Below are 24,708 nucleotides of genomic sequence, written 5' to 3'. Positions count from 1 at the left end.
TGAGGCTTGTCTACAAAGGCTGATGAGCCGCCCATCAGCTAAGTGCGGTCATTATTTTCGAATCTACTTTCATGGCCCATCATTTTGTGGATTGCTCCACATGCGGGACGGCTGCGATCGCGCCTTCAGCAAAGGCGCCGAAACAATCTAGAGTTTTTCTTTAGCGTGATCCTAATGATCATTTTTATGCCATAAGCATCACGCGAACATTGTAGAGTGACGGCATGGTCTTTCCGCGCGTTGCTTGCTTCACCTCTCCCACTCGCGCCCTGCTGTATCTTCTGTGCTTGATGTTTCCAGGGGGCACCGCAGCAGTGGCGGAGACCACTGAGCCTTTGAGCGTGCAGGCACCTTATCATACCAAGTCCGGCCCGTGGGGCCGTCTTCAGTGCTATAAATTCTTCCTCGAGGCGCCGGAAAACCTTACCAACCAATTCAAGCTTCCCAGTCCCGTGTCGCGATGGAGCGTGCCACGCAAGATGCTTGGTGAACTACCACAGTTCCTGGCGGGTGCAGGGCTGAACGAGAGATTCATCAAGTCCCTCCTCGATCCCGCGCGCATGACGCTCACGGATGAAGTCGCGTATCTTTTCCCCTCGGAAAAGGATCTCGAGGAAATGACATCTGAGTCGCGCTCCGCCGTTTACAGCATGCTGGGGAAACATCCCGGCAACGAATTTCACCAATATCCCATCTTCTTTCTCACACCAACGGTGGCAAAGTGGGCTGAAGGCACCGGTTTGCCAGATCACATCGTTGAGGCATTGCGCCACTACGCCTACAATCGCGGAGGCACGCTGGCATTCTCGGATGCGCCCGTACTCATGCGGCTTTCCCGCTCGGAGTCCGAGGCGCGCCTCGTGGCCCGAAAGCTGACCCGTATCCAGACAGTCTTTGCCAGACTTGAAGTCGACTCCACCACAGACATTCCCACGGTCCTGAACTACTGGTCCATGGGACTGGGGTTACGACGCAAGGAGCTGGAACCCCTGCTGATGGCAGTGACAAACACCCAGGGTATCAATCACCTGGATCTGCTGCATCTGCTCCCCCCGCTCTCACGCAAGTTTCTCTATTCCTATCCCGGCTCCGATCTCGCGATGATGGGCCGTCTTCCTGACTGTCATTGGGCGACGTTGAATTTCTTCAACGCTTCCGCTGAGCAGCACTACCTGGACGAGCGCCTTGCCACCACTGCCATCCTTGAAAACTTCGACCGTGTAAATCCGCCGTATCGCTTTGGTGATGTATTGATGTTTGTCACTCCTGACGAGTACGCACGGCACTCCTGCAACTACGTGGCGGACGATCTCGTCTACACCAAGAATGGCTCCAGCTTGATGCAGCCCTTCATGCTCATGCATCTCAGCGACCTCAGCCGCCTCTACGAGGTCGAATCCGGGAAACTCCGCATCGTGGCCTTTCGGCACAAGAATGCGACATCCGGAGAGTGACCCGTTCTTGTTGGCTGAAGCCCAATGCCATGAAGGAAAACGCGATAATTTTTAGCCGTGGCATGAGCTTAAACGCGAAGTGACCTTTGAGGAAGGATCGCTCGTGGATACGCGGCCAGGGGTCCTGAGGTTTGCGCACGCCGCGCTGACAGGTCCGAGCCCTTCTGGGCTTGATGAGGGACTCTCTGGTCGTGTGCTCCAGGAGATTGGTGACGATGGCCTGGCGTTGCCTCGCAGTAATGAGTGAACCCGCGATGACCTCGACCCACGCCCAACACGTGGTGCTCATCGGAGCTTAGTCTCAAACCTGTGGGTGGCTTCCTTCTTCTGCGTTGGCACTGATGTATCATATCGCCATCCAAAAGCCCCTGGGGCCTGTCGGCATCATCCGCTCGCGCCACACGCCGGCACCACCCAACCCGGTCCGCACGCTACAGCCCGTCTCGCAACCTCGCCAGCTCCGCGCCCGCCCATCGGTAAACCTGCTACAACGCTCAGAAAAGTGTGCGCTTCGCCAGGCCGTGCCACACCAAAGCTATCCCGGCCTCCACGCACCGCACTTTCTCGACGTTGCAGCAAGTTACACCCACCCAAATCCCGCCCCTTCCCTCTTCGCACCTCCTCGTGCGTCGTTCCAAGGGCTCAGGCCACAGGGCCGTCACTCGCCGCACACCCGCGACACACGGCGCAGCTCTCTCCCGCCCCCCAACACCGAGCCCCATGCGGCCAGCCACTCTGGACGCGAGACGCCGCGACTATCACATTCCCCCCTCGCACGCCACGCGCCGTCGCGGCCCACCGCTACTCTTTCCGCACCCATGGCGCCCAATCCTGATTGGGGAGTGCCGGGGAGGCATAGAAGAAAAATTAAGATTTTTGTTCGCGAACTGTCAGCAGGCGGGTTGGGCGGGCAGGTACCCCGTGTAGTCATCAACACGAAACCCATTCCCACATCATGAACAATCCATTTGCTCTTCTTAAGCTGCGCACCGCCAGAACGCTCGCCTCCCTTGCCCTGGTCTCGGTCATCCTTCCGAGCGGGCTTGTTTCCTGCACCCCATTTCAGGTGAACGAAGCCCGCCACAATGGCATGGGCACACTGGCTGCTGGCGCCATTGGCGCGCTGGCTGGCGGAGTCATCGGCCATCAGAGCGGTCGGGGAGCGGAGGGCGCACTGCTCGGGGGCGCTTTGGGCGCTGGCATCGGAAACGTGTTTCGTGATGTCGCGAATCGTGACGACGACGCAGACGAGCGCAGCGTGGCCGATGCGCGCAATCACTAGAAGGACAGGTAGCTCCACGGAAATCATCCCACCCCACTACCCTCATGAACTCCTTTCTCTCATCTCCCCTCGCCTGCTGTGTCTGGCTCGTGACGCTTCTCTTTGGGAGCGTCACGACGGACGCCAGTGCTGCAGATGCCTCCCAGGCGATCTGGAAGCAGTATCTGTATTCCAGCCCCTTTTCCTACAGTACCAACGACTCCATCTACGTGGTGAACAAGCTCAGTACGCAACTGGATAACATTTCCCTTTCCGGGGCAGATCCGCGCATTGCGGCCCACGTCAGGGCGGTGAAGCGCTGGCTGGCGGCGTACCCCGCGTACCGCGCTCGTGCGTCCGCAGCCTACGATGAGGCTTACCGCCAGGGGAAGGTATTGAAAAGGCCCACCGAATGGGTTGGTGGAGAAATTGGCAAAAGCATGGCGGACAAAAACGATCGGCTGACCCGCGCCTTCGGCGGCGCCTTGGGAGAATTGATTGGAGGCCTGGCGAATGAAGCCTACTCGCAGAGCAACGGTGAGGCTGCTGCAGCGAGTGTCATGCGCCCACTCCTGGAAGAGGCCCGGGCTCTCAGCGAGATGGAGTTTCAGTTGGATCGCATGCTCGGAGTGGCTCCGACCAACCACTTGCGCCGCCTCGTCGGCCGGTTTGGCGGGCGTTACTGATTCCACCCGCCTTCCTTCCTGCGCCGGTCCCGGAACATCGACCCGCCGACGGCATTGTCCCCAACCGTTGTGTGGCAGAATGTTCACACGTTAAGCATTATTACTTAGAAAAAAACATTTTTCTTTGTTCTTGCTAACACTTGTCCCAATAGGAGCAGTTCAAACTTTCCGCTCCATACGTACCACGAATTCTCAGCGCATTTGAAAGTATGAAAATTACGCACATCAGCCGTTTACTCGCGACTTTCCTGGGCGCGGCTCTCGTGGCGAGCCCAGTCCACGGGGCCGATTTCCTGATCAATCGGGACGTGGTCGAGATCGTGACGACGCCTTCCAGCGGCCCGCCGCAAACAGCGGAGGCGAAGCTCACGGTCCGCCTGACCAACATTGATGACTTCAAGAAGGCACCGGGTGCCCAGGCGACGGTCGGAGGCAAGGAGGCACCCGTGACCCTGAGCCCGGCGAATGAGGGAAAGACCTTGATCTACTTCCTCCTGGATGTCAGCGAGCAAAAGGGAGTGTCCTATGTGAAGGAAGAAACGGCCGCCGTGCAGGAGATGACGGATGCCCTGCTTGCCGATGACAAAGCGCAAACGCTCTTCCAGGTCGGCATCGGCACCATCGGCAGCCAGCACAAGAATCTTGCCTTTGCGCTGCCGACGAAGGATGGCAGGTCGAAGATCCTGGAGGGTGTGGCCAACGACAAGCCCGAGGCCACCTCCGAAATCTACCGGTGCGCGCTGGAGGCGATTGACCAGTTCAAGCTTCAGCAGGGTGGCGAGAGAAAGGTGCTCTACATTCTCTCATCCGGAAAATCCACGGATACGGACAAGCAAAAGAGCTCTGCGGATGCCCTCATCGCAGCAGCCAGGAAGGAAGGGATCGTGGTGTTTGCCATTGGCTTCAGCAAAACGGAGGCCGGCATGTCAGACTGGCAGGAACTGCGCCGCGTGGCGAAGGAGACAGGCGGTGGGTTCATTGAAACGGTCCTTTCCATCAAGGGCGTGCCCACCAATGCGACTCCACGCACGATTCAGGAACTTCACGGAAGGCTCAAGTCGGCGGCAGTGGTCACGGTGGATCTGAAGAATGCTCCCTCCGGGAAGCAGCCGATGGTGATCAATCTTGAGCTCAACTCCGGAGGAAAGATCGCCGTGGAAAAGGAGATCGAGGTGCCCCAATTGCCTGTGCCTCCCGCACCGCCCAAGGAGGATCCTGCCGAGAAGAAAGATCCATCGGTTCACGAGAATGATCACGATGAGGGTAAACCAGTGCCTCCGCCGATTCCCGATGCCACTCCCGTCAAAGGGCTCACCGACCAACCCTGGTTCCTGCCCGCACTGGTAGGCGGTGGAGTGCTGGTGATGGGATTGCTGAGTTTCCTGATCTTCAAGCTTACCCGGCCGCGCGAAGAAGAGGAGATTACCATCGTAGATCCCACCGATGGCGGCCGTGTCACTACGGGTCCAACGGTGACTGACGAGGGTCGCGATATCATCTCGGGTGGTGGGTTCGATCATGAAAGCAAAACCCAGCTCGTGATTGGATGGCTGGAAGAGTTCGATGATTCGGCGACTCCCTCTCCTGTGAGGCGTCATGAGATTACGAAGGGGAACTTCACCATTGGTCGCAGTTCAGACAGCACCCTGCGCTTCCTGGATGACAGCGTCTCCGTCCATCACGCCAATATTCACCGGCGCAGCGACCGCAGCCTGGAAATCACGGACCTGAGATCCGCCAACCAGACGCGTGTGAATGGAAAGGCCGTGGAGCACTGCGTGCTCAAGGACGGTGACAAGATTCAGCTGGGGAAAGTCCGCCTTATGCTCGTGCTCAACAACTCCAGCCAGGATTCCAGAGTATGATCGAAGTATTCACCATCGGCAGAAAGGATGCCGACATCCTCCTTGAGGATCCGGAGCAGAGCGTGAGCAAGTGTCACGCGGAACTGACGGTGAGTTCAGACGGGAGAAATTTCTACCTCGTGGACTGCGGCAGTTCCAACGGCACCTTCATCCGGCGTCAGGGCAACTGGGAGCGGATCAAGCAGGAGGTTGTGCGGAAGGAGGACGCGGTGCGCTTCGGCATGAACGTCGTGCAAATGAAGGACCTGCTCAAGATGCTGCCGCGTCGCACTCCCCCTGCTGCGCGCATCCAGTCGCCCGTCCCGGCCAGGACCAGCCTCCAGCCCTACAGAAATCCAGAAACCGGACAAATCGAATACCGCTGAGCACTGAACGCGCGGAACCCAGAATTGATAGAGCAACATCACCATGAAATCCGGAACGGTCATCCATCTGACAATCACCGCCAGCATGCTGGTTGCAGCACTGCTGCTGATCGTCATCCTGCATTTCACCCTGGACCCCGGTGGGTATGCCGCTCGTCTGCTACAGAACCGGGGTGTCGATGCTTATCCATTCACCGTGCAGCATGTACTGTGGGTGGTGTTCTTCCTGGGGTTGGGGGAAATCCTGTACCGGTTCATTGTGAGCTCGCGTGAGGGCCGGCAGCTCAAGCTGCGCTACCTTTCAGAGGACGCACATGCGGCGATGCTCACGCCGAAGAATCTCGAGCCGGTCTATGCCCGGATCAGCCGGCCAGCCTCCCAGGGATACTTCCTGCCCCGGTTGATCCAGCGCATCATCCTGATGTTCCAGTCGTCCCGATCAACCGATCAGGCGCAGAGCCTGCTCAATACAAACCTCGACCTGTTCATGCATGAGGTGGACCTCGGCTACAACATGCTCCGGTATCTCATGTGGCTGATTCCAAGTCTTGGATTCATTGGCACCGTGAAGGGCATTGGCGATGCGCTCGACGTCACGGGCCACTCCGCCACTACCGATCCCAGTCTCTTGATGAACGTCACCAAGGCCCTGGCCGTGGCGTATGACGGCACCTTCCTCGCGCTGATGATGACCGCCGTCCTCCTGTTTGCGATGCACATCATCCAGGGGCGTGAGGAGGAGATTGTGAACCGTTCCGGCCAGTACTGCCTGGACCATCTCATCAACCGTCTGCACTCCGGCAACCAGCCCCAGTGACCCTCCTCATTCTTCTATTTCAACACAACCGTACCACATCATGAGCGATACCGACTACAAGAAGACCAAGATCGTGAGCCGTAGTGAGCTTGCCTGGGGATCCCCATCCGAGATGGAGGGCAGTTCCACCGATGGCACGATACTCTACGGCCAACAGGACCAGGCGCCAGCACCTGCACCGGCACAGCCCAAGAAACCCGGGACAATGATCCTCGGCATTCCTTCCCTCGACAATACGCGCAACGCGGTGGCTGGATGGCTCGTGATTGTTCAGGGCCCTGGCAAAGGGACATCGGTGCAGGTGGGCTACGGCTGGAGCAGCATAGGGCGCGATCTGACAAACCGGATTGTGCTGAACTTCGGGGACACCAGCATCACTGGTGATAAACACGCCAAGATCCTCTACGATTCTGAAGCCCGCAAGTTCAAGGTGGCCAATGATGAGGGCCTCAATCCCACACGCGTGAATGGCGAAGCCATCGATTCCGCCGTGGTGCTGAAGAATGGCGACCTGATCAAGATTGGCGCCACCCTATTGCGCTTCGTCCCGTTTTGCGGTGCGGACTTTGATTGGAACGAACCGGAAGCAACGGGAACCAGCGGAGAGGCAAAGGCGTGATGATTGCAGAGCTCACATTTGCCGGCAGGCAAGTCCGCGGGGTACGGGAGAACCAGGAGGACAGCTATGGCTTCTGTGTTCTCGGATCCGGACCTGAGGGAGCCCTCCTGCTGGCCCTGGCGGATGGCATGGGAGGGCACGAGCGCGGCGAAGTCGCCAGTGCCCTGGCGGTGGAGTGCTTCCTACAGCGGCTCGATGTGCGCCGGCAGGACATGCGCCAGGCCATGCTCGATGCGCTCCACCTGGCGAACAGCGATATCGCGGCGGAGAATGCCCGCCGGGGTGGTGCGCCTGATGAGATGGGCACCACGTTTGTGGGCATCTTTCTCCACGGCAAGCGGCTGCGCTGGGTCAGCGTGGGAGATTCACCTCTGTACCTGTACCGGGCTGGGGTGATGCTGCGGCTGAATGAAGAACACACCGTGAGCCCGGTGGACGAAGGATCCACGGATTCCGCCGTGCTCACCTCGGCGCTCACCGGTGGACGCATTTTCCGCATTGATGCTCCTGAAGACGTCGTGCAGCTGATGGAAGGCGACATCATCGTCTGCTGCAGCGATGGCATGAATACCATCCCGCTGTCGCAGATTGGATCCAAGCTCGAAATCTATTCGGGCCTGGCGGCAGGCGAGCTCGCCGAGAAGCTCATGCAGGCCGTGGAGTCGGAACGCAAGGACGGCCAGGACAACCTGACCGTCACGGTGATGAAGTGTGTCCCTGCCACCAGCACGCCCTGATAAACCTCCAGCCCCTTTGTCCCCATGCGCCGACCGAGACGCGAATTCACCATCTTCAGCCTGGCGGCCATCGACCTGTTCTGCTCCGCCATGGGAGCCTTCATGGTCATCTCGATCATCCTCATCCCATACTTCGGTCGTCTGGAGTCCGCGCCCATCCCGGACACGAGTGTGGTGGAGACAAAGCTCGCGGACCAGACCAGAAAGACCGAGCAAGCCAAGCAGGAAATCGAGCAATTGAAGAAGGAACTCTCGAAGAGCTCCATGCTCGCGCTCTTTGGCATCGTCACGCATGCGAAGTCCATCACACTGGTGGTCGATCTCTCGGGGAGTATGCACAACATCCGGCAGAATCCGCAGGCCCAGGACTACCGACCCGTGGTGATGAGCGTGTGCGAGACCATCATTGAAGGCATGAAGCCTGGTCAGCGCCTCCAGGTGATGGGTTTTCACGCACCCGACGGAGTCCGGGTGGACCTGCCCAAGTGGCGCAGCACCCCGGTGGAACTCGATGCTCGCGAGCGGCAGGCTGCCAAGGGCTTTGTATCCAGCATCCTGAAAACCACAGACGGCTCGACGCCAACGGGGCCCGCCCTGAGACAGGCGATGATGGATGACACGGAAGCAATCTTCCTCATCACGGATGGGGCGCCCAGTGATGGCCAACGCGTGGGTGAGATGGTCTGCCGTGAGATCACGACCGATATCAAATCCCGCAATGCAGGCAGGAAGGAAATCCACTGCATCGCCATCGGTGAGTACAACTCCCAACCTTATTGCGTGGACTTCCTGATGCAGCTCGCCCGCGAAAACCGCGGCCAGTTTCTCGGCATGCCAAATCTCTGACCCCAACAACATTCATGACCTCCTTCTTTGCCTGTATAAAACATCACCTGGTGCGCCTGTGTGTATTCGGAGCAGTGCTGGGCTCCAGCGGCTGCAATCAAGGAAACGGACTCGATACCGAGCGAGTCAAAGACTCCTGTGTCCGCTTTCTTTGCGTTCGGACGACCGCACCTGCGTTCGAACGTGTGGGCTCTGGCTTCATCATCAATGATCGCGGTGACGTGGTGACGAACAATCATGTGGTCGCAGGGGCGGACATGATCTTCATCCTGCACAAGAACAAGGATCGCATCCGCCTTCACCTGGCGAAATCGGTGAAAACGCTGCCGGAGGCGGATCTTGCCGTGGTGAGCTCGGGCATCAACGCCTCCCCGCTGACCTTGAACCTCGCGCTGCCGAATCCTGACATCAGTGGCAACACCATTGTCTCATCGGTGGGCTTTCCTGCCATCGCAGACACCCGGCCCATCGGCCTTGGAAAGATCCTGTTGAACAAAGTGACCCTGCCGGAACTCAAGACCAAGGGGGTGGACATCACGCAGGACATGGAGGAGAACCAGTCGCTGGCGCAGTTTGCGGCACCTTCCGTGGCGCCTCCCGGCGGAGTCCGCCGTATCGCCCGCCGGGCCTTGCTGCAAGTGGACAACAAGGGCCAGGAGTCCGATCTCGAAGGCCGCAGTGTGGAAACGGTGGAATTCAATGTGGACATCGCGCCCGGAAACAGCGGCGGTCCGCTGCTGGACCGTGCCGGGTACGTGGTGGGCGTCGTAGGCCAGGGCAGGCAGCAGGCTGTGCACCAGATCCAGTTTGCCATGTCGTCCAAGGAACTCGCGGCGTTCCTTTCCGAGCACGACGTTCCATTCGGTCAGGTGAACATCGTGAATCCGGGCCAGCTCACGATGCTTCAGAAAGCCCTGATCGCCCTGGCATCTGCCGCACTGCTCGTGGCGGCCGGCCTGGGGTTGACGCTGCTGACGAAGCGTCGTCCCGCCACGATGAGCATGCCCACATCCATCTTCAGGCAAAAGATGGAGGAGTTCATGAACAACGGGCAGGGCCGGCCTGGAAATCATCAGAAGCCAGGGGGCACAAACGGGGATGCCACGGCACTTTCGAATCCCTCATCAGGAGTGGTATGGGAGCTTGAAATCACGGGCGAGGGTGGCTTTCGCCAACGGGTCAGCCTCACGGATGAGGACTTCATCAAGGGACGCGGTCGTGTGATCCTGGGTCGCAACGCGGACTTCAGTGGAGTGACGGTGAAGCACGACAGTATTTCCCGCCAGCATCTGCATTTCGAGCTCAAGAGCGGCTCACTCTTCGTCGCGGACCGGAATTCTTCCAATGGGACGAAGGTAAACAACATCCGTCTCTCCGCCCCCTTCAGGGACCAGGCGCTCAAGGAAGGTGACCGGATGGACTTCGGCCAGGTCACCGCCTTGCTCCGCCGGCGCTTCTAGACGGTCCCCTTTTGTTCCTGCTCTCCCACGGTTCCATCATGAGCGCCCACGAAGAATTTCCCTTGGCCCTGCCCATCGGCTTCCGGCTGGATCATTATCAGATCCACCGGACGCTGGGAGTCGGCAACTTCGGGGTGACGTACCAGGCGCATTCGCACCGGTTCAATCTTCCGTGCGTGATCAAGGAGTTGCTGCCAGGAGATTTCGCCACCCGCTCCACGCCCACACAGGAAATCGTGCCGCTCTCCACCAGCTTGATGCGCGGGTTCAAGCACTGCCAGCAGGACTTCCTGCGGGAAGCCACCATCCTGAGCCGCTTGAATCATCCAAACGTGGTGAAAATTCTCGATCTGTTCGACCGCAACGGAACCAGCTACTACGTCATGCCCTTTGCACACGGGATCACCTTCGAAAAATACCTGGAGGATCGCGGGCCCGGCGCTCCTCCGGGCGAGAGTGAATTGCTGTCGCTCCTCCACCCGTTGCTCGATGGCCTGGAAACCGTGCACGGGGTGGGCTACCTGCACCGGGACATCAAGCCGGAGAACATCCTCGTCCTGGCCGGAAGCAGCCAGCCTCTTCTCATCGACTTTGGCGCGGCACGTCAATTGATTGCCAATCGCAGCCGCCAGATGGACGCCGTTCTCACGCGTGGCTACGCTCCTTTCGAGCAGTACGGCAGCAGCGACAAGCAGGGACCGTACACCGATATCTATGCCGTGGGCGCCTCTCTGTATCGCGCCATCACCGGCACGCCACCTCCCGAGTCCATCGAGAGACTTGGCGAGAATGGGGACCAGTATCGGCCGCTCGCACAGCGGCGGGAGTTGGGTGCCTATTCGGAAAAATTCCGCAAGGCGATCGATACGGCGCTCATTGTCCAAGCCAAGCTCCGCCCGCAGACGGTTGCCGCCTGGCGTGAATTTCTACCACCGGCTCCCGCCACCACATCTGGCAATGGCACTGCCACTGGTACACTGCCACCCACGAAGATTCCGCCAACCGTCGGTCCTCCACCCCTCCCGCCTTTTACCCGGCCAACGCAATCACCACCACCACCTCCTCCCCCCGTGCGGGTGCCAGAGGTTCATCCACCGGTGCATGAGGTCTCCGAGATTCTGGATACGAACTGGAATGGGGAACCCGTGCGGCGCTCCCCGGTGAAGTGGGTGCTGGCGGCCCTGGGCATGGTGGTGCTGCTCTGGGGGGTGATCTTCCTCCTCCTTTCCCTGCTCGTTCACTAACTGTCCGCCATGGTCCTGCAGACTCACCACTTCGCCCTGCCTGCTGGCACCATGGTGCGGCGCTTCCGCATCGAGCGCTGTCTCGGCAAGGGCGGATTCGCCTTCACCTACCTGGCGACGGACACGAAGCTCGGCCACAAGGTGGCGATCAAAGAACTGTTCCGAACCGAATCCGTCACCCGGCGGGGGCACGCGGTATATCCCATTTCGATGGAGCCCTCGCTGGTCGCGGAGTGGAAGGGACTGCTGCGCAAGTTCACGGATGAGGCGAAGCATCTGGCCCTCTTCCGGCATCCCAACATCGTGACAGTGCAGGCCTCCTTCGAGGAGAATAACACCTCGTATATCGTGATGAACTATGTGGATGGGCAGACGTTCAGCCAGTACCTGCGCAAACTTCCCAGGCGCCCTTCCGAAGCGGATCTCCTGCCCGTGCTGACACAAGTGCTCGATGGGCTGGAGGCAGTGCATGCGGCGCGCCTGCTGCACCGCGACGTCAAGCCGAACAACATCTACCTCACTCGGCGCAATGAGGTCATCCTGCTGGACTTCGGCGCTGCGCGTCCTGACGGCGAGCGCAATGGCAAGTCCACCTTCATTTTTCATGCGGACGGCTACTCCCCCCCTGAGCAGTACACGTCCACGGAGCCACTCACGCCCGCCTCGGACATCTACGCCACGGCAGCCACGCTGGTGAGAGCCATCACCATGAAGGATCCCCAGCCCGCATGCGAGCGCAACGTGAAGGACAAATACATGCCGCTGGCCGTCGCCTACCGCGGGCGGTACTCCCCTGCCCTGCTCAAGGGGATTGATGCCGCGATGGCCTTGAAGGCGGATCGCCGGCCCAAGTCCATCGCGCAATGGCGGAAGATGCTGTTGCGCAAGGGATCTGTGCGCACCAAGGACGTGAAGAGCAGGACTGGGGACACCGCAAACTGGGTGCTGGCGATTTTCATCTGCCTGGTGCTGGCTTTCACGAGCGCGTGGATCGCGGCCCGCATGTCAGCAGAGCCCGAGCACCAAGAGCAAGTCACCGGAAAGATTTCCGACGCAGGGCTGCACCAGATCGCCATGGCGCCCATTTCCACCGCGAAGGCCGGGGCAGTAACACCACCGGAGCCCCATCCGCAGGAGAAGGTGCCTGGCAGTGAGCCGCCAGCCGCCAGCGAGAATGAGAATGAGAGAGTGAAATCGCAGGTGGTTGCCACCCGCGCGCAGCCCACCACACCTCCTCCCACCGATGCGGTGGCCAGCGCTGCGATGCCGCCACCCAAGGAGATTCCCGCGAAGATGGATCGATTCCTCAAGGAAGAGATCGAACAGCGTGTCAAAGCAGAGAACTATGCGGAGTCCGTGACGGTGAATGACACCGGTGAAACAGCGGATCTGCGGGAGATGAGTCGCACTGCCTTCATGGCAGAAGAGGCGCGTGATGAAGCCCGGTATGCGGCGGATGTGGGAGGATTCACCCACCTCGGCTCCACCTGTGTAAACTATCACCCTGCCACTGATACCGCGGAGATGCGCCAGATCTTCACGTACGAGCGGCAATTGATTGGCAGCAGTGTCCGCCGCATTGGGCTGGTGGTGCGGGAGGTGCGCATTGAGAAGGCCAGCCACGGCAGCCCCTCTATCTCACGGCGCATCGTCACCGCGCGCGCTGCCGGTTATCGCTGCCGGTTGTCCGAGGCAGACTGTGCCACTGCGAGAGAACAGATGGCACGTGGCATCACTCCGCTGGCTGCCGTCAGGGAAATCATCCGGAAGGACCGGGAGAACTTTGAGCTCCAGGGACCACGCGATCCGGAGGACATGGCGTTCGGGTTGTTCCAGAACGCAGCCAACCGCAAGAAAGTTTCTGAACTGCCGGATGACAAGATCATCCTGGTCCCTGGTGGCAAAGAAACAGCGGAAGCCGTGCTTGCCAGTACTCCTGTCGTCGAAGTTTTCCCCGATCTGGACGAGCCCGTCATCGTGATCGTCGTAAAAAATTGAAGCCATGCCAAAGACCTCGCCACCTCCCTCCGCCAAGAAGCCCGGCACGCACCGAGCCGTCGTACCTCCATGGAGCGCAATTGCGCTCCAGCCACAGATAGGTGGACGCAGCGAGCAGCAGGATGCGTGCTGGCTCTTCACCAATCCCGCGGAGTCCACCCTGCTCATCGTCGTCTGTGATGGCGTGGGAGGCTGCCGCAATGGTGACGAGGCCTCCGCGATTGTGGTGCGGACGGCGGAGGAACTCTGGAGAAATCGCAATGGGGTGCTCACGGAGCCGAAGATCGACCTCTTGAAGATGAGCGCTGCGGCGCACGGCAGGATCACCGACCTGGCAGGTATGGGTGACAAGCGCGCGCCGGCTTCGACCATTGTGGCGCTCTACCTGACTCCCACGGAAGCGCATTGGGTTCACTCGGGCGACTCACGGCTGTATCGCTTCCGCAATGGCAAGCAGATAGCCCGCACACGAGATCATTCCGTTGTGCAGATTCTCTTCGAGCAAGGCGAAGTGTCCGAGGAGCAGATGGGTGAGCATCCAGACCAGGGGCGGCTGCTGCAGTCCCTGGGCACGAAGGAATATCGCGAGCCGACTTACGGGACGGATGAAGTCACGCCCACGGATGCCTTCGTGCTGTGCACAGATGGTTTCTGGGAGCGGACCCCGCCACGCGTCATGCTGGACATGCTCGCCGGAGACAGCCGGGGCCTGGAAGCGCGCCTGAAAAAAGCCGTCGCGCGTGCTGCGGAAGCCAATGGTCCCGAAGGTGACAATCTCACGGTGGCGGCCGTGGTGCCAAAAGATACCTCACCCGGAGCAAGCGCACGGCTCCCGAAGCGGGCCGTGGCCGCAGCGCTGCTCGTGGTGACGGGACTGCTGCTCGCTGCGGTGGCAGCCTACCTGCTGACACGCCCGGACCCCGTGGTGGTGCAACAACCACCGCCCACCCCGGCTCCGCAGGAACACGAAACCCCGGAACGCAAGCAGGAACCCGAGAAGGCGGTCGTCGGAGACCTGAACGCGGTCCGGGACGTGAACCTCGGCAAACCCCTCGACGTCGGCTTTGTGAACTTCAGGGGCATGCGCTTCCACCCGGTGAAGCGGCAGGATGGGACCACCCTCTACATGACCAAGTACGAGGTCACACGCGAGGATTGGAATGCGATCTCGCCCAAACCGCGGACCATCAAGGACGGAGAGGAGCTTCAGCCGATCACGGACATCACCCCCGACGAGGCGCAGGAGTTTGCACGGCTTCTCACGCAGAAGGACCAGGCGGCCATCGCCGAACGGGGAGCGGGAGAGAAGTGGCACTATCGCCTGCCCGAGGCCATGGAATGGATTGCGTCCGGACGGGGTCCCGATCTGCAATGGACCTATCCCTGGGGCATGGAGAAGAAGAGGCCGGAGGATTTTGGGAACGTGGGCTCGGGCAAAATCCAGCCCGGTGACCAGATCGATCGCACCATGGATCAGCCCTTCGCGGTGTCGGACTATGTGGGCAATGTCGCAGAAATGGTGGGGCTCTCGCCCAATCGCAATCAGCCGTCACCGCAGGAGTTCAAAGACTTCGCGATGCTGGGCTCCCACTTCGATACTGCCCCAGGGGACGAGGAAACACTGCATAATCTGGCCGCACTCGCCACCATGTACCAGGACATGAACATGCGCGAGAAGTGGTCCGTCATCCGGCATGATGAGAAGAAGCACCACCTGGGATTCCGCCTCGTGTACGTGAAGTCGGCGGAGAACTCGGCCTCAACGCCTCCGAACGAGCTCGCCGACAGTACAGACAAACCCAAGACCGAGCCTCCTCCCGCGCCCCCTTCGTCTTCTACTTCGCCAACGACGCCTGCGTCCCCAACGGCGGGGACACCGCCGACTCCTCCTTCGAATCCAAGTCCAAAACCCAATCCGCCTTCTGCAAGGGAAGCTCCCAAAGGTACGCCTCCTACTGCGCCTAAGAAGGAGGGAGACAAGTCGACCGAGGAAAAGGAGAAGGCCAAAGCAAAGGAACCGAAGCCTTCGCCGTCACCTTCGCCGCCGAAGAAGGAAGAGGAAAAGAAAGAGGAGGCGCGAAACCCAGTCCCCACGCCGCCTGTCACCAAGGACGGGAACCCAGCCCCGAAGGAGATCGAAACGAAGAATGCCGGCGTGTTGAACTTTTCCTCCGGGGAGGTGACCGCAGGCGCCCCGCCTGAAGTATTCGAAGCAGAAGGCTCGATGCCGTCCACGCCACATTCCTGAGCGGCGCCGAAGCGGCAAGGACTCACCGGCGAAAGCGATGTCCCGCCCATTTCCTCCATTCCATCACCATCTCGTTCAAACAAAAAAATGATCACTCAACTGTCAGTATGGAACCCGGACGCGCAGTAGACCTTTGAAGATGCACCTCCTCCGTTTCTGACCCGCTGTCCCTGCTCCCATGGCCTCCGAACACATCTATGCTCTGCCAAAAGGATACCGCCTGACACTTGGCGAACGGAATTACGAGCTCCAGGAACTCCTGGGTCATGGAAACTTTGGCCTTACTTACCTGGCCTACGATCATCAACTCGAGCGTCACGTTGCCATCAAGGAAATGCTGCCGTTTGATTTCGCCGCGCGAGCCCGGGACGGGGTGAGGATTGTGGCCAGGGGCGGCCCGAAGAACGAAGAGTCGTTGGAGTGGGCGAGACGCTCCTTCCTGAACGAGGCGAAGACCCTGGCCAGCCTGCAGCACCCGTCCATCGTTCCAGTGTACGACTTCTTTGAGGACAATGGCACGGCCTACCTGGTGATGGCGTACATTGATGGGGACAACCTGGAGGCCTGGCTCAACAAGCATGCCCGGCCCAGCGAAGACTTCCTGCGCACCTTCACGCTGACACTGCTATCAGCGCTCGCCCTCGTGCATGAAGGGGGCGTGATGCACCGGGACTTGAAGCCTGAGAACATCCGCATGGACAGGAAGTCCAAGTTGCCGGTCCTGATCGACTTCGGCAACGCCCGCATGATGACCGGGCTGAAGACCTCCAATATCAGCGCCATAGTCACGGCGGGCTATGGCCCCATCGAGCAGTATCAGACCAACGGTAGACAAGGCCCATGGACGGATCTCTATGCCCTGGGAGCCGTGCTCTACCGGATTTTCATGCGCACAGACCCTCCGTGGGCGACGGACCGGCACGAGAATGATCCCCTGGTAAAACTGGCGCACCATCCCGATCTCCGCGAATACAGCACGGTCTTTCTGGCCGCGATTGACAAAGCACTGCAGCGCCGTGCCCAGGACAGGTGGCAGACTTGTGCCGCCTGGGAAAAGGCCCTGTATGTCCGGCCGCCCCTGCCACCCACGCCATCGACGACACCCTGGGGTAAGATCGGCGCCGCCTTTGCCTCATGCGCCGTCCTCGGCGGAAGCTCACTCCTTTGGTTCACCCAGACACCCCAGTCATCCGAACAGGCCAGCCGCGGGCCGGTGATGGCAGTCGAGTATCCCCTGGGCCGCACCCTGAAACATGGCAAAGGCGCGGTCGACTTCGGGGAGTCCGCCATCGGCATGACCTCGACAAGAACGGTAGTGGTCAAGAACGTGGGCCAAGCTGAACTCGAAGGCCTGGCACTCGCGCACGATGGTGCAGATGAGTTCTCCGTGTCCCGCCTCAGCAGCGCTCCCCTGCCTCCCCAGGAGGACACGAATTTCATCGTGAGCTTTACGCCCCGCGAAGCAGGAATCCGGACCGCGACGCTGCACCTGGCGAGCAACTCCTCCGACCGTGACCGTCCCTTTGACATCATCGTGAGCGGCATCGGAGCGCCGCCGCGTGCCGTACCCGAGCCTCCCATCAAAACACCGGACATCTCCCTGGAGCAACCTGTGGGCACGATGCTGGCGGATGGAGGAAGCATCCTCAAGTTTGGCAACATCACGGTCGGAACCGAGTCCATCCTGGACCTGACCATCCGAAACACGGGCCAGGCGGAGCTGCAGGTGCTGTCCTATACCGACCTGGATGGGCCCGCTGCGAAGGAATACTTCGTCCGCTCCAATGGAACGAGCCGCAGCATTGCCCCGGGCTCCACCGGGACACTGAGCATCCGCTTCATGCCCGCTGAAGCTGGTCCACGGGAGGCCTCGCTGCACATCTCCAGCAATGCACCGGGCGACAGGAAGATTTTTGATCTCGGCCTCATGGGCGTGGGACAGGACGTGCCCAAACCAAAACCCAGGGACAGTTCTGGCCCGTGGAGCTTCGAGAATCCCTTTATCAATTCTTTGGGCATGAAGTTTGTGCCCTTCACCGTGGTCGACCTCGCGCCTGATGGCAGTGTGGTGACGGTGCGGACGATGCTGGGGTGCATCTACGAGACTCGGAAGTCGGACTACGGACAGATCATTCCCGATTACAAAATCTCAGGTTCTCCCGAGGAACCTGTCACCGTAGCAGAACCCAGGCTCGCCAAAAACTTTTGCCTCAAACTAAGTGCACTGGAAGGGCGCAACTACCACCTCCCCACGGACCAGGAATGGAGCAGCATGGCGGATCTCAAAGAGCCCGCGGCCATGCCGTGGAAAGATAAGAAGGATAACGAGCGATACCGCAAGGTATTCCCCTGGGGAGAGACAACCGGAGAGGCGCTGGAATCCTTGGGAAACTATGCCTCACACAAGGTTTGTGATGTGGGGAAGTATCGCGCCAACCCCTTTGGCTTCTACGACCTCGGCGGCAATGTGCTGGAAATGTGCACCGACCAGAACTCGGGTGCGGACAGCATCCTGATGCGGGGAGGTTCGTTTATGACCCGCCCGTGGGATTCCAGTCAGGCAACAACACCTGAGGCCAAGGCCGACATCGAACGAAACAAGCTCATGTATTTCACCTCAGCCTGGAGGCAAACCTTTGCTGCCTCTGAGGCAGCCGAAACTGGGTTCCGGATTGTCTTGGAACCGTGACGAGAAAAGCAGGTCCTCATTTTCATCCAGACAACCAGGATTGAACACAAAAACAAGAAACCACATCATCACCTCCACCATGAAATCAACGTGCATCACGGCCGGCGTATTCTGCCTGGCCATTCTTACCCAGGCCGCGCAGGCGCAGACCCTTCCCCCACCTGAGAAATGCTTCGGCGTCATCGAGCTTGGCTCCAAGGGCATCAAGGCCATCGTGGTGGAAGACAAGGGATTGGACGCCAACAAGCTCCTCCTGCCGCCTTTCACCATTGAGGAATTCAAGCCGAAGAACAAGAATCCCTATGATGGAGACACCGCACCCCAGGTCGCCCAGGAAGTGCTGAACATCAAAAGCTCCATGATCGGGAAATATCACATGCCCGAAAATCAGATCTATGTGGTGATGAGCAGCGGGATTCCCGCGGAAGTGAAAGCCAAGCTGGAAGGCAAGCAGGTGAAGGGTATCGAGTTGCAGAGCATCGATGCGCCCACCGAGTCCCGCTATGTCTTCCAGGGCATCGTGCCACCCCACCGTTATGGCAAGAATGAAGTGGTCGTGCTTGACATCGGGAGCGGCAACTCGAAGGGCGCCTATCTCGATGAGCCTCCCGCGACCTTCGAGACGTACGCGCTGCAAATGGGCACCGGCACCTTCTCCAAGGAGGTGACCAAGCTCAAGCAAAACGGTGAAGACTTCAAGGCGGTAGCGATGAAGCTGGCTGGCGAAGAGCTTCTGGCACCGCTGCAGGGCCAGATCCGCAACAAGCCCGGCATGCAAAACTGCTCCCGGCTCTATCTGGCAGGCGGCCTGCCGTACGTGATGACCACCCTGCTCCACCCGGAACGCATCGGCTCCAAGGATCCCGAAGATCCCGCCGGCAAAAAGACGAGCGACTGGGTTCCCCTCTCGGCAGCAGACATCAACCGGTTCTACGAGCTCGCCACCACCAACCCTGCGGCATTGCTCAAGCCTGACAGGTCGAAGCTCAAGGGCGATCTCAAAGCCGCCAACGAGGAACTGGACCGTGTCATCGGCATCTTCAACCAGGATGAACTCACGGCGGGCGCCATCCTCCTGAAACTCTTCACAGACAACATGCATGCTGAACGCAAGGACGGCATCTTCTTCTCCCGCCGCGCGCTCTACGCCTGGCCCCAGGGATATGTGAAGGAAAAGATTGCCGCCAGGTATTAAGAAAGTCGCCCCTCGCTCCGCCCACACCCTCCCACGGTGGGCGGAGCCTGTAACCCGATAGCTCAAGACGAACCGAACCGCAGCCCCATGCACAAACCTAGCAAGAAACTGCAGATGAACGATGAGATCCGCACTCGTCCCACGCTGCTTTCACGCCTTCGCACCAATACGGACGACAAAGCCTGGCTGCGCTTTTATGAGATGTACGAGGGTGTGATCCTCAGCATGTCCCGTATGTGGGGACTCAGTGAGGCCACGTCAAGGGACGTCCTCCAGGAGGTGATGCTGGCGGTCAACCGCATGTCCAAGACCTTTACCTATGATCGCGAGAATCGCGTTTTCATCGCCAATCCTGACGGACTCGATGGTACCAAGGGCAAGAAGCACGGTGGGTTCCGGCAATGGTTGTTCGTGGTGACCAAGCGGGCCATCTGGAAGCACCGCTACAATGCGCAGCGCGAGCGGGAGGTGCTGTTCTCGGACCTTTCGAATGACTCGGCGGACGGTGGCCGTGACCTGATTGAGCAAATCAAGGATGACGATGCCTCGCCCGATACCATCGTGGACGAAGAATCCGAGCGGAACTACACCATGGCGCTCTTCGAGCAGGCCATCCGTCTGCTGCCCCAGTGCACGAAGAGGAGTCATCCGCGCAAGCTCGCCTTGTTCCTCGCCTTGAAACTGCCGCAGGTCTTCGAAACCACCCTGGCATCGTCTTCCTCCCCCCTGCCTGCGGAACACATGATGGAAATAAAGGCCCTGGCCAGGCTCCCACGAGATGGAGCCGGATGCCTCACCAAGCCAGCCATCATGACGCACTACAAGATGTCGAGCAACCACGTGGACAAGGAAGTCAAGTTCATCAAAGACAAACTCGCCGAAATTTTTGCAGACCTGCGTGCCGGTCGCGATCCCCGGGACAGCTAGAAATGCATGCTCCACCCCACCCCATCATGAAAGACTCTCTTCCCCAAAAGGCGTTCCTGCCATCTGATGAGACCATTGAGACCATGCTCTCCAATACGACCGCGGAAGTCTTCTCCCTTCCCGCAAACAATCAAGCCTTCCTCCAGAGGATGCTGGTCATCAGCAAGGTCTCAGAGGCATTGCCGGCTGGCAAGGCCGGGCCCCTTGTGGCTTCCATACAGGGCGGCGGCCTCGGCCCCGCCGGCTTCACACCAATCAAGAAATCCCTGACGGTAGGACGCAGCCGCAGGGCCGACTGGCAGGTGGAAGACAGCCAGAAAAAACTCAGCAGCTGCCATTTCAGCATCTCCCAGCACGGTCAGAAATATGTCCTGACAGATCTCGATTCCAGCAACGGCACGCGCGTCAACGAAAGTCCCGCCAGGATCAAGCAGTGCTTCATCCACCACGGCGACTTCATCCATGCAGGAGGCTTCACCTTCATGGTGTTTCTTCATCAGAAGTCCTGAGCTTGGTGAATCGCTGAACGGGTTCGGTCCCGGGAAAGAAGTCACCCTGATGCGCCATGGATCCTGCCCGCCATGGATGGCCCAATCGCGCGCAGATTCACCGAAAGCCTCTCCAGAGAAACGTCACGCCACCACGTCCGCCACCTCCATCGAACAACCAAAGACGTCAGAATCCGCTTATGAAACATCTACTCACCTCGCTCTGTCTCGCCGCCATTGCATTCTTCATCCAGCCCAGCTCGTCCGCCGCCGCAGACATCCCTGTCGAAATCCAGATGGCTCCCGATAGCGACGCTGTGACGCGGCTGATGGCCAAGGGCATCGCCGTGTTGATCAACTCGAGCGGTCGCTATTCCTTGAGCACCACCACCGACCAGTGCCGTTTTCTTCTGAAGTTCAACACGGTATCGAGTGGAAATGTAACCGCCGTCGCGGCAGTTCTGACCGTTGCCCCTGCAGGGAGCTCAGCGGGTGTCTACCTTCGCGGCACCGTGGGCTTCGTGGATGAAGAGACGCTGACAGCCGGCATTGGAAGACGGGCGGGCGTGGTGGGCGAGATCTACCACTCGCTTCTCCAGGCGAACAACGCCCACGAGAAACTCACCATCATTCGCAACGCGCATGACGAGTACAGACAGGACCACAATTCCATTCACGCGGGCGTCATGGAGGCAAATGAAAAGTATCCCCTGCGCTAGTCCGGCCTGGGCTGCTGCTCAACTCCCACTGCACTCGCTCAAAGCCCGGGGTGCGCCGGAGACGTAGATCGCTATTCCCACTCACAAGACCATGGAACAGATCGCAATGATTGTCGGGGTCCTGTTCATCCTGTGGCTTTTCGACAGGGTTGGACGCAAGAAGTTCGTCATCCCGGAAGGATGCGAGCTCTGCAAGAACTGCAACGGCAGCGGTAGCGGCACTTGCTACTATTGCAACGGCAGCGGCAGGGAACCCGGATACACATATGGCGGGGAGTACTGCCACCGTTGTGAAGGCAAGGGTGTGCTGCGCAAATGCCATGTGTGTGATGGCGATGGCTACCACACGATCCGCAAGGGCTGTCTCTCCAGCGTGATCTTCTTCGCAGCCATCGCCGCCGGCACATCCTGGGGCGTCGTGCTCCTCGTCACCTGATTCGCCGTCTGGCAGGAATACTCTCAAAGCACCCGCTTTCCATCACCTCATCCACATCCATCCCATCATCCTCATCATCCCACCATGAAACACACCGTGCTCCTTATTCCCCTGTGCGCGCTTCTCAGTTCCTGTGAGGCCCTTACCCCCATCGAGTCCGGATATTTCGGCGGTCAGCATCGCACCGCGTATCAGCAGCCTTATCAAAAGTCATATCAACGGTCGTACCAGCAACAGCCGTATCAGAATTCCTATCAAAAGCCGGGGCAGAAGCCCCTGCCTACCGGTCCCTACAACGCAGGCAATAACAGAACACCGTGGTGGGCGGACGTGCTCTTCGAAGCTGAGGATATGGACATCGCCATTGCACGCAAGCGCGCCGCCCTGGGCGATCAGGAAGCGATCAAGTACTTGCGCGCGGTTGAGAAGCGGCACGAATGGCAGAAGCAGCATTGGAACGATCCGGCCCCATGGTAATCAATAACAAGCGGCCGTGGGACTTGTCACCTTCGATGTGTGGTCTGGATCTCCGCATCCTTGACGGTGCTGCCTTGCAATCCTCCGTAACACGTTTGCGCAGAGAAACCATTGGCCAATTCAGAATCTTTAGTTTTCCATATATCATGATCAAATCAATTTTGCCTATCGTTCTACTGGTCTGGATGCTCACCGCCGCAAACTACGCTTTTGCGGAACTCACACACCTCGCCGTAATTGACGATGCGGATGGCTACACGAATGTTCGCCAGGGAAAGAGCACCAAAACGCCGATTTTGGGCAGGATTGATGAGGACGTCCGTTTCCTGGTAGAGCCGTCCTCGGAGAGCTGGTGGCTGGTAAGAATGCCGGACGGGACGAGTGGATACATGCATAGCAGTTGCATACGCGTCCTGGGGAAGGCGGTGGCTGCGTCGCCAACCACTCCGGAAACCAGGACGTCTCAAGCAGACGACTCGGATCTGGGGGGGCATTTTTCGCCCGGAATCCAGCCGCCCACCGCGGATGCTTCCGCCACTGAAAAATTTCTCTACGAGTTGCACTCCGTCACCATGTCCTACTTCCTGGCGAGTTCTTACCAGGTTTCCATCGGGAACAATGTGTATACCGATGCTCACTGGGCATTGGGCCGGGCGCTTGGGGTGAAGGATCTTCTTGAATCGGAGTTGGTGGACGAAGTGCCAGGATCCATCACGGATTTTTGTGGTAATGCCCTCCAACTGGATGGTGCACTGCAAATCATCGCGCGTGCTAGTGAGAGTGCCGGCCGAGCCGCGGTGAATGACGCAAGGGATGCTTTCATCCAAAGTGCCACCGGATCCCAGCGGGACGGTGCCGACCCCGCATTGAACGTGCTGGCGCGTGCAATCCTCCGGGCAGGGGCTGTTCAAGTCATGGCCCGCAATCTTCTCGGCGCGAAACAGAACGGGGGCTACCACGAGCGTTGGGCGGACATACTTACCGCAGCAGCTTCGCGGGAACCCGCCCTCAAAAGCTATGCCGCACGACCGCAGTTCACGGATGCCACCTGGCACTTCATGCGCTCCAATGAGATGGGCGATGTATACAGTGGAGAGACAGTCAGCACCCGCGGTCCCAACCAGATTTATGTCAGGCGGCCCGAGCGTCGCAGCCACCTGGGCAGCCTGGGCAATGGACCCATTCTGATCCGGTTGAACAAGCGTGGCACGTTCAACGTTGAGCTGACTGTGGACCTGCCTCCTGGGAGAGGTCCCATTGTGGTGGCCAAGTGCAAGCGGGGTCACTTTGGTTTCGAATTCGATTCCACCTCCTCATGGGTCGCGCGGGGATTGAGCGATTTTCAATGGCACGGTCGTATGGATTGCTCTGGACCTAAATTCCGCAGCAACTGGAGTGGGCGGACAAGCATCCATCTCTTTCACGTTTCGACGGGTGCCGGCGGTCAGGAGGACCAGACAAGTGACGGCACGTTCCTCATCTACCGCCCCGACCAGGCTGCTTCGGATGAAGAGGCCGAGCGAATCGCTCAGGTTGTGGACCTGGAGTAGGGCCGTTGACCTCGTTGACGATTTTCGCAACACCACCCTCGGGTCTGGCCGGATCACGGATCCACGGTCCTCACATGCACGTAGATACGACATATGACTTCACACTCTCGCCGTGGAGGTGCCCATGTAAATCAAGGCGGACGACCTCTCGCACGGACATGGGCTTGTCATTGGAGGCGTTGTTCTACCGTCTGCGCAATGCAGGACCTTCCCGAGCGGTTCGGTCCGTACTCGATCATCCACAGCTGGCACAGTCGCTGGGCCAAAGACGATGGGGCTGCACCGCATCCCGTCGTGACAAGCTCGCTCAGAACTTCCTCTCCCTTGTCCACTTCGCCGCAGTCATTGACTGGCCAAGGTCTTGAATACAGGTTCTCAGATACGTCCGAGGCGCCACAGCAGCGCGGGGTGATTGAAGCTCTGCGCAGAAGTAATCGATGTTGTTCTCGGTATCTACGCGGCCAACGCATCTTTAGAAGACACCGAAATGGGCTGCCTATCGTGATGGGAACCGGTCTTCTAATCTCCATTTGCCAACCAGCGTCCAACAGCGTATGACTCGCCGACACACGATTGGATGTCTCTGAACGAGGTAGAACTTCTGGTAGAATTTCGCCTTGTAACGCA

The 24,708-nt window shown here is 59.4% G+C and carries 21 protein-coding genes; all 21 read left to right on the top strand.

What is annotated here, in order from left to right; genetic code table 11:
• The first annotated feature begins 452 nt into the window (after positions 1 to 452).
• The 21 genes from DES53_RS19020 to DES53_RS18925 all read left to right on the top strand — a co-directional run bounded on the left by DES53_RS19020 (position 453) and on the right by DES53_RS18925 (position 24,081).
• A complete protein-coding gene (locus tag DES53_RS19020; protein ID WP_211325613.1) occupies positions 453 to 1,454 on the top strand; it encodes a hypothetical protein in 1,002 nt (333 codons plus the stop codon).
• Between the two features lie 955 nt (positions 1,455 to 2,409).
• Positions 2,410 to 2,736 carry a hypothetical protein gene (locus DES53_RS33555; protein ID WP_211325612.1) on the top strand — a complete coding sequence of 109 codons (327 nt, stop codon included), beginning with the start codon at positions 2,410 to 2,412 and terminating at the stop codon, positions 2,734 to 2,736.
• Between the two features lie 44 nt (positions 2,737 to 2,780).
• Positions 2,781 to 3,401, top strand: a complete 621-nt coding sequence (locus DES53_RS19010) for a hypothetical protein (RefSeq protein ID WP_113959891.1) — start codon at positions 2,781 to 2,783, stop codon at positions 3,399 to 3,401.
• A gap of 209 nt (positions 3,402 to 3,610) precedes the next feature.
• Positions 3,611 to 5,266: an FHA domain-containing protein gene (locus tag DES53_RS19005; RefSeq protein ID WP_113959890.1), complete on the top strand. Its 1,656-nt coding sequence runs from the start codon at positions 3,611 to 3,613 to the stop codon at positions 5,264 to 5,266.
• On the top strand, positions 5,263 to 5,631 hold the full coding sequence (locus DES53_RS19000) for an FHA domain-containing protein (RefSeq protein WP_113959889.1): 369 nt from the start codon (positions 5,263 to 5,265) through the stop codon (positions 5,629 to 5,631). Before DES53_RS19005 ends, DES53_RS19000 begins: the two co-directional genes overlap by 4 nt.
• A 43-nt stretch (positions 5,632 to 5,674) precedes the next feature.
• On the top strand, positions 5,675 to 6,448 hold the full coding sequence (locus DES53_RS18995) for a MotA/TolQ/ExbB proton channel family protein (RefSeq protein WP_113959888.1): 774 nt from the start codon (positions 5,675 to 5,677) through the stop codon (positions 6,446 to 6,448).
• Between the two features lie 40 nt (positions 6,449 to 6,488).
• On the top strand, positions 6,489 to 7,067 hold the full coding sequence (locus tag DES53_RS18990) for an FHA domain-containing protein (protein WP_113959887.1): 579 nt from the start codon (positions 6,489 to 6,491) through the stop codon (positions 7,065 to 7,067).
• Positions 7,067 to 7,804 carry a PP2C family protein-serine/threonine phosphatase gene (locus tag DES53_RS18985; protein WP_113959886.1) on the top strand — a complete coding sequence of 246 codons (738 nt, stop codon included), beginning with the start codon at positions 7,067 to 7,069 and terminating at the stop codon, positions 7,802 to 7,804. The genes DES53_RS18990 and DES53_RS18985 overlap by 1 nt, the downstream gene beginning before the upstream one ends.
• A gap of 24 nt (positions 7,805 to 7,828) precedes the next feature.
• A complete protein-coding gene (locus DES53_RS18980) occupies positions 7,829 to 8,650 on the top strand; it encodes a vWA domain-containing protein (protein WP_113959885.1) in 822 nt (273 codons plus the stop codon).
• Between the two features lie 14 nt (positions 8,651 to 8,664).
• Positions 8,665 to 10,110 carry a trypsin-like peptidase domain-containing protein gene (locus DES53_RS18975; RefSeq protein WP_113959884.1) on the top strand — a complete coding sequence of 482 codons (1,446 nt, stop codon included), beginning with the start codon at positions 8,665 to 8,667 and terminating at the stop codon, positions 10,108 to 10,110.
• Between the two features lie 38 nt (positions 10,111 to 10,148).
• Positions 10,149 to 11,354, top strand: a complete 1,206-nt coding sequence (locus DES53_RS18970; protein WP_147263491.1) for a serine/threonine protein kinase — start codon at positions 10,149 to 10,151, stop codon at positions 11,352 to 11,354.
• A 9-nt stretch (positions 11,355 to 11,363) separates the two neighbouring features.
• The gene (locus DES53_RS18965) at positions 11,364 to 13,352 is read left to right on the top strand and encodes a protein kinase domain-containing protein (protein WP_113959882.1); all 1,989 of its coding nucleotides are present in this window, start codon (positions 11,364 to 11,366) and stop codon (positions 13,350 to 13,352) included.
• Between the two features lie 4 nt (positions 13,353 to 13,356).
• On the top strand, positions 13,357 to 15,600 hold the full coding sequence (locus tag DES53_RS18960; RefSeq protein ID WP_113959881.1) for a PP2C family protein-serine/threonine phosphatase: 2,244 nt from the start codon (positions 13,357 to 13,359) through the stop codon (positions 15,598 to 15,600).
• Between the two features lie 178 nt (positions 15,601 to 15,778).
• Positions 15,779 to 18,289: a protein kinase domain-containing protein gene (locus DES53_RS18955; RefSeq protein ID WP_113959880.1), complete on the top strand. Its 2,511-nt coding sequence runs from the start codon at positions 15,779 to 15,781 to the stop codon at positions 18,287 to 18,289.
• A 79-nt stretch (positions 18,290 to 18,368) separates the two neighbouring features.
• Positions 18,369 to 19,484, top strand: a complete 1,116-nt coding sequence (locus DES53_RS18950; protein ID WP_147263490.1) for a hypothetical protein — start codon at positions 18,369 to 18,371, stop codon at positions 19,482 to 19,484.
• 87 nt (positions 19,485 to 19,571) lie between these two features.
• A complete protein-coding gene (locus DES53_RS33070) occupies positions 19,572 to 20,411 on the top strand; it encodes an RNA polymerase sigma factor (RefSeq protein WP_170157222.1) in 840 nt (279 codons plus the stop codon).
• Between the two features lie 26 nt (positions 20,412 to 20,437).
• A complete protein-coding gene (locus DES53_RS18945; RefSeq protein WP_170157221.1) occupies positions 20,438 to 20,920 on the top strand; it encodes an FHA domain-containing protein in 483 nt (160 codons plus the stop codon).
• 179 nt (positions 20,921 to 21,099) lie between these two features.
• Positions 21,100 to 21,618, top strand: a complete 519-nt coding sequence (locus DES53_RS18940) for a hypothetical protein (protein WP_113959877.1) — start codon at positions 21,100 to 21,102, stop codon at positions 21,616 to 21,618.
• Between the two features lie 91 nt (positions 21,619 to 21,709).
• Complete coding sequence (locus DES53_RS18935; protein ID WP_113959876.1) at positions 21,710 to 22,054, top strand: hypothetical protein; 345 nt, start codon at positions 21,710 to 21,712, stop codon at positions 22,052 to 22,054.
• Between the two features lie 84 nt (positions 22,055 to 22,138).
• Entirely contained in the window at positions 22,139 to 22,531 is a 393-nt protein-coding gene (locus tag DES53_RS18930) for a hypothetical protein (RefSeq protein WP_113959875.1), read from the top strand.
• A 146-nt stretch (positions 22,532 to 22,677) separates the two neighbouring features.
• Positions 22,678 to 24,081, top strand: coding sequence for an SH3 domain-containing protein (locus DES53_RS18925; RefSeq protein ID WP_147263489.1), 1,404 nt, complete (start codon positions 22,678 to 22,680; stop codon positions 24,079 to 24,081).
• Positions 24,082 to 24,708: the final 627 nt, after the last annotated feature.

Origin of the sequence: Roseimicrobium gellanilyticum (assembly GCF_003315205.1) — a bacterium.
GTDB lineage: Bacteria > Verrucomicrobiota > Verrucomicrobiia > Verrucomicrobiales > Verrucomicrobiaceae > Roseimicrobium > Roseimicrobium gellanilyticum.
This window is presented reverse-complemented; position numbering and strand designations above follow the sequence as displayed.

Bases quoted from the DNA above. Each gene is read 5' to 3' on its own strand.
- DES53_RS33070 (WP_170157222.1), top strand. From the start codon at position 19,572: ATGCACAAACCTAGCAAGAAACTGCAGATGAACGATGAGATCCGCACT.
- DES53_RS18980 (WP_113959885.1), top strand. From the start codon at position 7,829: ATGCGCCGACCGAGACGCGAATTCACCATCTTCAGCCTGGCGGCCATC.
- DES53_RS19000 (WP_113959889.1), top strand. From the start codon at position 5,263: ATGATCGAAGTATTCACCATCGGCAGAAAGGATGCCGACATCCTCCTT.
- DES53_RS18940 (WP_113959877.1), top strand. From the start codon at position 21,100: ATGAAACATCTACTCACCTCGCTCTGTCTCGCCGCCATTGCATTCTTC.
- DES53_RS18965 (WP_113959882.1), top strand. From the start codon at position 11,364: ATGGTCCTGCAGACTCACCACTTCGCCCTGCCTGCTGGCACCATGGTG.
- DES53_RS18945 (WP_170157221.1), top strand. From the start codon at position 20,438: ATGAAAGACTCTCTTCCCCAAAAGGCGTTCCTGCCATCTGATGAGACC.
- DES53_RS18995 (WP_113959888.1), top strand. From the start codon at position 5,675: ATGAAATCCGGAACGGTCATCCATCTGACAATCACCGCCAGCATGCTG.
- DES53_RS18985 (WP_113959886.1), top strand. From the start codon at position 7,067: ATGATTGCAGAGCTCACATTTGCCGGCAGGCAAGTCCGCGGGGTACGG.
- DES53_RS18990 (WP_113959887.1), top strand. From the start codon at position 6,489: ATGAGCGATACCGACTACAAGAAGACCAAGATCGTGAGCCGTAGTGAG.
- DES53_RS19010 (WP_113959891.1), top strand. From the start codon at position 2,781: ATGAACTCCTTTCTCTCATCTCCCCTCGCCTGCTGTGTCTGGCTCGTG.
- DES53_RS33555 (WP_211325612.1), top strand. From the start codon at position 2,410: ATGAACAATCCATTTGCTCTTCTTAAGCTGCGCACCGCCAGAACGCTC.
- DES53_RS18970 (WP_147263491.1), top strand. From the start codon at position 10,149: ATGAGCGCCCACGAAGAATTTCCCTTGGCCCTGCCCATCGGCTTCCGG.
- DES53_RS19005 (WP_113959890.1), top strand. From the start codon at position 3,611: ATGAAAATTACGCACATCAGCCGTTTACTCGCGACTTTCCTGGGCGCG.
- DES53_RS18930 (WP_113959875.1), top strand. From the start codon at position 22,139: ATGAAACACACCGTGCTCCTTATTCCCCTGTGCGCGCTTCTCAGTTCC.
- DES53_RS18955 (WP_113959880.1), top strand. From the start codon at position 15,779: ATGGCCTCCGAACACATCTATGCTCTGCCAAAAGGATACCGCCTGACA.
- DES53_RS18975 (WP_113959884.1), top strand. From the start codon at position 8,665: ATGACCTCCTTCTTTGCCTGTATAAAACATCACCTGGTGCGCCTGTGT.
- DES53_RS18960 (WP_113959881.1), top strand. From the start codon at position 13,357: ATGCCAAAGACCTCGCCACCTCCCTCCGCCAAGAAGCCCGGCACGCAC.
- DES53_RS18935 (WP_113959876.1), top strand. From the start codon at position 21,710: ATGGAACAGATCGCAATGATTGTCGGGGTCCTGTTCATCCTGTGGCTT.
- DES53_RS18925 (WP_147263489.1), top strand. From the start codon at position 22,678: ATGATCAAATCAATTTTGCCTATCGTTCTACTGGTCTGGATGCTCACC.
- DES53_RS18950 (WP_147263490.1), top strand. From the start codon at position 18,369: ATGAAATCAACGTGCATCACGGCCGGCGTATTCTGCCTGGCCATTCTT.